The sequence below is a fragment of the Streptomyces sp. NPDC089915 genome (assembly GCF_040684675.1).
In the GTDB taxonomy this organism is placed as follows: Bacteria; Actinomycetota; Actinomycetes; order Streptomycetales; family Streptomycetaceae; genus Streptomyces.
The window spans coordinates 40,855-47,434 of the sequence record NZ_JBFBGN010000046.1 but is presented as its reverse complement, the minus strand read 5'-3'; the positions used below and the strand labels follow the sequence as shown (position 1 = coordinate 47,434).

Genomic DNA, 6,580 nt, shown 5'->3' with positions numbered 1-6,580 from the left:
ACGTACTGGGTGAAGACCAGCACGGAGCCGCCCTCGGCCAGGATCGTGTCCAACAGCTCGTCCAGCAGGGCGAGTTTGCCCGAGCGGTGCGGGATGCGCGGATCGGCCTCCCGCAGGTACTGCGCCGGGTGGTTGCAGATCTGCTTGAGCGAGGCCAGCAGCTTCATGATCATGCCGCGCCGCTCGATGCCCTCGCTCCCCTCGATCACCGCCATCGCCTCCTCCACCGCCGCCTGGTACAGCGAGACCTGCTCCCGCGTCAGGGACACCGGATGGTCGGTCTCGGTCTTCGGCGGCAGCTCGGGCGCGATGCCGGGGTCGGACTTGCGGCGGCGCAGCAGGAACGGCCGCACCAGCGCCGCCAGCCGCGCGACGGCCGCCTCATTGCCCCCGTCCTCCTCCTGCTGGTGCTCCACCGGACGGGCGTGCCGGGCCCGGAAGGCGGTGAGCGGGCCGAGGAGGCCGGGCGTGGTCCAGTCGAGGAGGGCCCACAGCTCGGACAGGTTGTTCTCCACCGGGGTGCCGGTGAGCGCGACCCGGGCCGGGGAGGGGATGGTCCGCAGGGCCTTCGCGGTCGCCGAGTGCGGGTTCTTCACGTGCTGCGCCTCATCCGCGACGACCAGCCCCCAGCTCTGGGCGGCCAGGCGCCCGGCCGAGGCCCGCATCGTCCCGTACGTGGTCAGCACGAACCCGCCCGCCAGCGAGTCCAGGCTGCGGTCCCCGCCGTGGAAACGCCGCACCGCCACCCCCGGCGCGAACCGCTCGATCTCCCGCTGCCAGTTCCCCAGCAACGACGCCGGACACACCACGAGCGTCGGCTCCGGACGCCCCCGGTGCAGATGCAGCGCGATCAGCGTCACCGTCTTGCCCAGCCCCATGTCATCGGCGAGGCAGCCCCCCAGCCCCAGAGAGGTCATCAGGTCCAGCCAGGCCAGACCCCGCAGCTGGTAGTCCCGCAGGGTGGCGTTCAGCCCCACCGGGGCTGTGACCGGGGCGAGCTCACCCGTCAGCCGGTCCCGCAGCGCCGCGAGCGCGCCCACGGGGACCGCCTCCACCGGCTCCCCGTCGATCTCGGCCGAGCCGGTGAGTACGGAGGCCAGCGCGTCGGCGGCCGTGACCGCGGCGGGCCGCTCCCGGCGGGCCCGGGCGGCGCGCACGGCGGCGGGGTCGACCAGCACCCACTGGTCGCGCAGCCGGACCAGGGGGCGCTTCGCCTCGGCGAGGCGGTCGAGTTCGGCCGGGGTGAGGTCGCCGGCCCCCTCGCCGAGGGAGTGGCGCCAGCCGAGGTCGAACAGGGCGGTGGGAGGGAGCGCGGGGGCGCCGGCGGGCGGGGGCACGGCGCCGGTGCCGATCACGGCGCGGGAGGTGAGGGTACGGGCCAGCCCGCGCGGCCAGTCCACCTGGACGCCGTCGGCGGCGAGCGCGGCGGAGGCCTCGCCGAGCAGCTCACCGACCTCCTCGTCGGCGAGGTCCACGGCGTCCGGTACCGCGGCCGTGAGCAGCGGGGAGAGGGCCGGCCAGATCCGGGCGGCGCGGCGCAGGGCGCGCAGCGCGTCCAGCCGGGCCCGTGGCGGGAAGGCCGCCGCGGCGGGGTGCGAGGCCGTCCAGACGTCGGCGGCGTCGGCGGCCAGGGAGGCGTCGGCGCGGCCGTGCAGGCGCAGGACGGCGCGGAAGGCGGGGGCGGCTGAGGCAGCGGGGGTGAGTGGGCGGGGTGTTTCGCGTGCTCCGTCGGGGTCGTGCGGGTCGTCCGGGTCGTGCGGCGCGAGCGGTTCCCGCAGTTCGAGGCGCAGGGAGATCCGGATCCCCGCGTCGTGGGTCGCCGCCACCTCGTCGGCCCAGGGGCGCAGGGCGGCGTACGGGCGGGGGTCCGGGGAGGTCCCGGCGGCGGCGTAGGCGGGCCCGCGCGTGGCGGCGGGGGCGGCGGGGGAGCGGGGCAGGGTGTCGGCGACCGCGTCGAGGAAGGCCCGCAGCAGGGGCTCGGGTGCGGGCAGGCGGAGCGCGCCGGGGGCGTCGAGGGGGGCGGGGGTGCCGCCGGGGACGAGGGGGGCGGTGGGGATGGTGGGGCCGAGGGGGCCTGTGGGGGCCAGGGGGACCGTGGGGCCGAGGGGGACGCAGTGGGCCCCGGGCGGCATCGCGGCCGCCAGCTCGCGGATCCGCGCGAGGTCGTCGGCGTCCAGCGGGCCCATGCGCCAGGCGTCGTGGCCCGCCGGGCTCAGGCCGGGCAGGAGCAGCCCGCGCGCGGCGAGGCCCAGGGCGAGCAGCGCGGCGGCACCCCAGAACGCGGCGGGGGAGGCGGGGGAGGAGGCCGTGGCGGCCGTGGCGGCGGCGCGGGCCCGGGTGAGGACGGGCAGGGCGGCGCCGACGGGCAGCACGAGGGCGGGCACGGTGGCGAGGCGGAGGTCCGGGGTGACGACGGTGAGCTCCTCGGCGGCGGCCGCCGGGGGGACCGCCGCCGGAAGGCCGGCGCCGTCCGGGTGCCAGAACGCCACCCGTCCCTCGCGCGGGGGGTCCGCGGGCAGGAAGACGGCGGAGCGGTGGACGAGGCCGGAGATCTCGGAGAGCACGCGTTCCTCAGTCGTTCCTGCCGGGTACGGGGCGGCCGAGAGTACCCCACCCGGGTGACCGCCCGGACGGAGCGCCGGAGTGACCCGGGTCACGTGACGGCCTCGCGGACGATCACGTGGCGTAGGGTCCGCGTGGCCGGGAACACGGCCGGGCGCATGGCCGGGAACGCACCACGGCCGCGGCGCGTTGTGCGGGTAGTGCCCGGCACACAGGAGGAGGTGTCCGCGATGTCGAGGAGCGGAAGGACCGCGGTCGTCGCGGTCGCGGCAGCGGTCGTGCTGTTCTGGCTGTTCGGATTCTGGCCCGCGCTGGCGGTCCTGATCGGGGTCCCGGTCCTGGCCTACCTCCTCCTGGACTCTTCCCAGAGGCAGCGGGTGCGGGGCATGTCGAGGAAGCGGATCGGCCGCTGAGAGCGGCGCGAGCAGGGGGGAACCACCAGATGAACACCACCGCACAGGTAGCGGCGGTCAGCAGCAACGGCGTGTACTCGTTCACCAAGCCGAACCGCGAGAGCATCACCCTGCTCTCCGGCCTCGGCGTCGAGGGCGACGTGCACGCGGGGGTCACGGTCAAGCACCGCTCGCGCGTGGCGGCGGACCCGACCCAGCCGAATCTGCGCCAGGTGCACCTGATCCACCGGGAGCTCTTCGCCGAGGTCGCCGAGGCCGGCTTCAGCGTCGCGCCCGGCCAGCTCGGGGAGAACGTCACCACCGAGGGCATAGACCTGCTCGCGCTCCCGACCGGCACCCTGCTGGGCATAGGCGAGGAGGCCGTCGTGGAGGTCACCGGCCTGCGCAACCCGTGCCCGCAGATCAACGCCTTCCAGGACGGGCTGCTCAAGCAGGTCGTCGGCCGGGACGAGGAGGGCAGGGTGGTCCGCAAGGCCGGCATCATGGGCGTCGTCCACCGGGGCGGCACGGTCCGCCCCGGCGACGGCATCACGGTCACCCTCCCGCCGCTGCCGCACATACCGCTCGAACGGGTCTGACCCGCGTCAGTAGTAGTCGCGCATCAGGGCCGTCGCCCACTCCGGCTGGCGGACCTCGCCCCGGGGGCCGAACTCGTCCATGTACGGCTTGAGGTCGAGCACCGGTGTGCCGTCCACCGCGTCCAGCCCCTCCACGTGCACGTCCAGCCCGTCCACCCGCACCACCCGGCAGCGGGAGACCCCGAGCCGGTTCGGCCGGTTCTTGCCGCGCTGGGCGAAGATGCCGACCAGCGGCCAGTCCTCGTTCCCCCGGGGGTGCCGGGCTCCCGTCTCGATCCTCTCCGCCGGTACCCGGTCGAAGTGGTAGACGACCTCGACGTGCGAGAAGTCCTCCAGCCCGTAGAGGGCTTCCGGTCCGAAGAGGCCGGGGTCCAGCCGGATCACGGCCCGTTCCCGTCCCCAGTCGTCGTCCACGACCTCCGCCCGTCCACCCACGACCACGCCCACGGGCGTCGACTCGACCATCACCGTTCCCCGTTCCCCTTCGTGTGCACGCCGGTTCAGACCGGCCGCGCGGCGACGCGGTCCAGCGCCGCCAGCAGGCCGGACAGTTCGGGCAGTCCGCCCGCCGCCTCGCGAGGTACCGCCAGTACCTCGCCCGGCTCGTCGTCCAGCAGGACGAAGGCCGCGTCGTCGGTGCGGGCCACCAGTGACCAGCCGGGCCCGTCCGCCCGGAGGGTCCGTACGCCCTCACCCGCGAAGGCCGACCGGACCCGCCCCGGCGGCGGCGCCTGCCGGGTGTACTCCTCGGCCTCCCGCAGCGCCCGCGCCAGCCCGGGGTGCGCGGCGGCCGCGGCCCCGCCGTCCTCCGCCACGCGCTCGCGCCAGTCCGCCCACTCCCGGGCGATCTGGTCCGCGCCCAGCCGCCGCTGCACCGGCCCCCAGGTGTCCGCCGAAGGCGGCGCCAGCGGCACCCGCCCGGTCCCGTCCGCACCCCGCTCCGGGTCGTGCGGCTCCGGGACGCCGGGCGCCGACACCGTCAGCTCCAGCGGCCAGCCCGCCAGCGAGAGCACCACCGACCGCTCGTCGGGGGACAGGTCGTACTCCATGCCGCAGTCCCAGGAGGCGATGGCGGCGGCCACGAGCGACACGTCGTCCACGACGACCGTCCAGCGGGCGCCCTCCTCGTCCTGGCCGAGCACGAGCCCGTACCCCTCGGCGGCCGGCGCCACGCCCAGCAGCGCGCAGGCCTCCGGGAAATCGTCGCCGAGCAACGCCGGGAACCGCGTGGGGGTCAGCAGTACGGCACTCAGCACGTACAGCGAGCCCCCGCCCTCCTCGTCCGACACGTGGCCTCCCGATGCAGTCTCGTCCGGCGCACCCTAACCAGCCGGTAACTCACCCGTCGAGACCCGGCGGCCTGCGATTTTCAAGCCCGCTACCTGCACGTAGAGTTGAGCACCCGCCACAGAAAGGGAGACCGGTGCAGCGTTACGACCGGCTGAAGGAGATCCTCCGGCTCGACCCCGACAAGGACTTCCTCGCCATCTACCGGCTCACCGCCACCTACGAATTCCCCTGGGACTTCACCCGCGCCCTGGAACTCGCCCTCTTCCGCACCTACGCCGTCCCGAGCATCGGGGGTCTGCTCGCCGAGACCGCCGAGTTCACCGAGCGCCCCCAGAAGCGCTACGACGACACCGCGCTGCTCCTCGACGCCGTCGTCGAGCACGGCTTCGACCACGACACGGCCCGCACCGCGATCCGCCGGGTCAACCAGATGCACCGCAGCTACGACATCTCCGACGACGACATGCGCTACGTGCTGTGCACGTTCGTGGTGATCCCGTCACGCTGGATCGACGCCTACGGCTGGCGCCCGCTGACCCACCACGAGCGCCGCGCCTGCGCCAACTACTACGCGACCCTCGGCCGGCACCTGGGCATCAAGGAGGTCCCGGGCTCGTACGAGGAGTTCGAGGCCACCCTCGACGCCTACGAGGAGGCCCACTTCGGCTGGGACGAGGGCAGCCGCGCGGTCGCCGACGCCACCCTGGGCCTGATGGCCTCCTGGTACCCGCAGCCCCTCGCCCCGGCCGTGCTCCGCGCGAGCCTCGCCCTCCTGGACGAGCCGCTGCTGAAGGCGTTCCGCTACGAGCGCCCGCATCCCGCCGTCAGCCGTCTGGTCCACGGGGCCCTGCGGCTGCGCGGCCGGGCGGTACGGCTGATGCCGCCGCGCGGCGCCCCGCACTACGGCCGTCAGAACCCCGAGATCAAGGGCTACCCCCACGGCTACGACGTGGGTGAGCTCGGCACCTTCCCGGTTGCCGGGGCCGGCGGCTGCCCGGTGCCGCACCCGCGCCGCCCGGCCGGCGCGGAGGCCCAGCCCCCGGCGTAGCCCCCGGGTCCGGCGGGGACCGGGGGTGCGGCCGGGGGAGTGCGCGGGGTGCCTCAGGGGCGGCGTACGGCCAGGACCAGGAAGCGGGAGTCCTCGTCGGCGTACGAGGTCATCTCCCAGCCGGAACCGGCCAGCAGCGGGCCGAGGTTGTGCTCGGCCCGCAGGTCGTCCGGGGTCAGCTCGCGGCCGTGGCGCGCGGCGAGCGCGGCTCGTCCGATCGGGTGGAACAGCGCGAGCCGGCCGCCGGGGCGCACCGCGCGGGCGAGCTCGCGCAGGTTCGCCGCGGGCTCGGGCAGGTGCGCGATCAGCCCGGCCGCGAACACCGCGTCCAGGACCCCGTCGCGCAGCGGCAGCCGGGCCACGTCCGCGCGCAGCAGCGTCCCGTCCGCGTCGCGTCCCGCCCGCCGGGCGGCGGCCAGCATCCGCTCGGTGAGGTCCACGCCCAGCACCGTTCCGGAGGGGCCGACGGCCGCGCGCAGCGGGGTCAGGGCCCGCCCGGTCCCGCAGCCCGCGTCGAGCACCCGGTCGCCGGGCCCGACGCCGAACTCGGCGACGGCCGTCGCGAAGGCGGGCCCGTCCTCCGGGAACTTCTCGTCCCAGGCGTCCGCGCGCGCCCCGAAGAACTCCTGTACGCGCGCCGGGTCCTCGCTCATGCGGTTCGCAGTGTCCATGCGCCCATGATTCCGCAC

The 6,580-nt window shown here is 75.6% G+C and carries 7 protein-coding genes; 3 read left to right on the top strand and 4 right to left on the bottom strand.

The window, feature by feature from the left end; all coding sequences use genetic code 11:
- The coding region (locus AB0O29_RS16650; protein ID WP_365152204.1) for an SNF2-related protein at window positions 1-2,564 on the bottom strand (2,564 nt) is incomplete at its 3' end.
- A 228-nt stretch (window positions 2,565-2,792) separates the two neighbouring features.
- Here AB0O29_RS16650 and AB0O29_RS16645 point away from each other — a divergent pair.
- Complete coding sequence (locus AB0O29_RS16645) at window positions 2,793-2,975, top strand: hypothetical protein (RefSeq protein ID WP_365152202.1); 183 nt, start codon at window positions 2,793-2,795, stop codon at window positions 2,973-2,975.
- Window positions 2,976-3,004: 29 nt separating this feature from the next.
- On the top strand, window positions 3,005-3,553 hold the full coding sequence (locus AB0O29_RS16640) for an MOSC domain-containing protein (protein WP_365152200.1): 549 nt from the start codon (window positions 3,005-3,007) through the stop codon (window positions 3,551-3,553).
- Window positions 3,554-3,559: 6 nt separating this feature from the next.
- On the opposite strand, the gene AB0O29_RS16635 is transcribed toward AB0O29_RS16640, so the two are convergent.
- Both AB0O29_RS16635 and AB0O29_RS16630 read right to left on the bottom strand, forming a co-directional pair.
- Window positions 3,560-4,018 (bottom strand): SAM-dependent methyltransferase, encoded by a 459-nt coding sequence (locus AB0O29_RS16635; RefSeq protein ID WP_365152198.1) that lies wholly within the window; start codon window positions 4,016-4,018, stop codon window positions 3,560-3,562.
- A gap of 35 nt (window positions 4,019-4,053) precedes the next feature.
- Window positions 4,054-4,842, bottom strand: coding sequence for a hypothetical protein (locus AB0O29_RS16630; RefSeq protein ID WP_365152196.1), 789 nt, complete (start codon window positions 4,840-4,842; stop codon window positions 4,054-4,056).
- Window positions 4,843-4,976: 134 nt separating this feature from the next.
- Here AB0O29_RS16630 and AB0O29_RS16625 point away from each other — a divergent pair, with 134 nt between their 5' ends.
- A complete protein-coding gene (locus tag AB0O29_RS16625) occupies window positions 4,977-5,891 on the top strand; it encodes an oxygenase MpaB family protein (RefSeq protein ID WP_365152194.1) in 915 nt (304 codons plus the stop codon).
- 53 nt (window positions 5,892-5,944) lie between these two features.
- Here the strand turns inward: AB0O29_RS16625 and AB0O29_RS16620 are convergent, their stop codons facing one another.
- Window positions 5,945-6,544 (bottom strand): methyltransferase domain-containing protein, encoded by a 600-nt coding sequence (locus AB0O29_RS16620; protein ID WP_365152210.1) that lies wholly within the window; start codon window positions 6,542-6,544, stop codon window positions 5,945-5,947.
- Between the last annotated feature and the right edge of the window lie 36 nt (window positions 6,545-6,580).

What these genes read in the sequence shown, in the direction of transcription:
- AB0O29_RS16640 (WP_365152200.1), top strand. Translation starts at nt 3,005, where the DNA reads ATGAACACCACCGCACAGGTAGCGGCGGTCAGCAGCAACGGCGTGTAC.
- AB0O29_RS16620 (WP_365152210.1), bottom strand. Translation starts at nt 6,544, where the DNA reads ATGAGCGAGGACCCGGCGCGCGTACAGGAGTTCTTCGGGGCGCGCGCG.
- AB0O29_RS16635 (WP_365152198.1), bottom strand. Translation starts at nt 4,018, where the DNA reads ATGGTCGAGTCGACGCCCGTGGGCGTGGTCGTGGGTGGACGGGCGGAG.
- AB0O29_RS16645 (WP_365152202.1), top strand. Translation starts at nt 2,793, where the DNA reads ATGTCGAGGAGCGGAAGGACCGCGGTCGTCGCGGTCGCGGCAGCGGTC.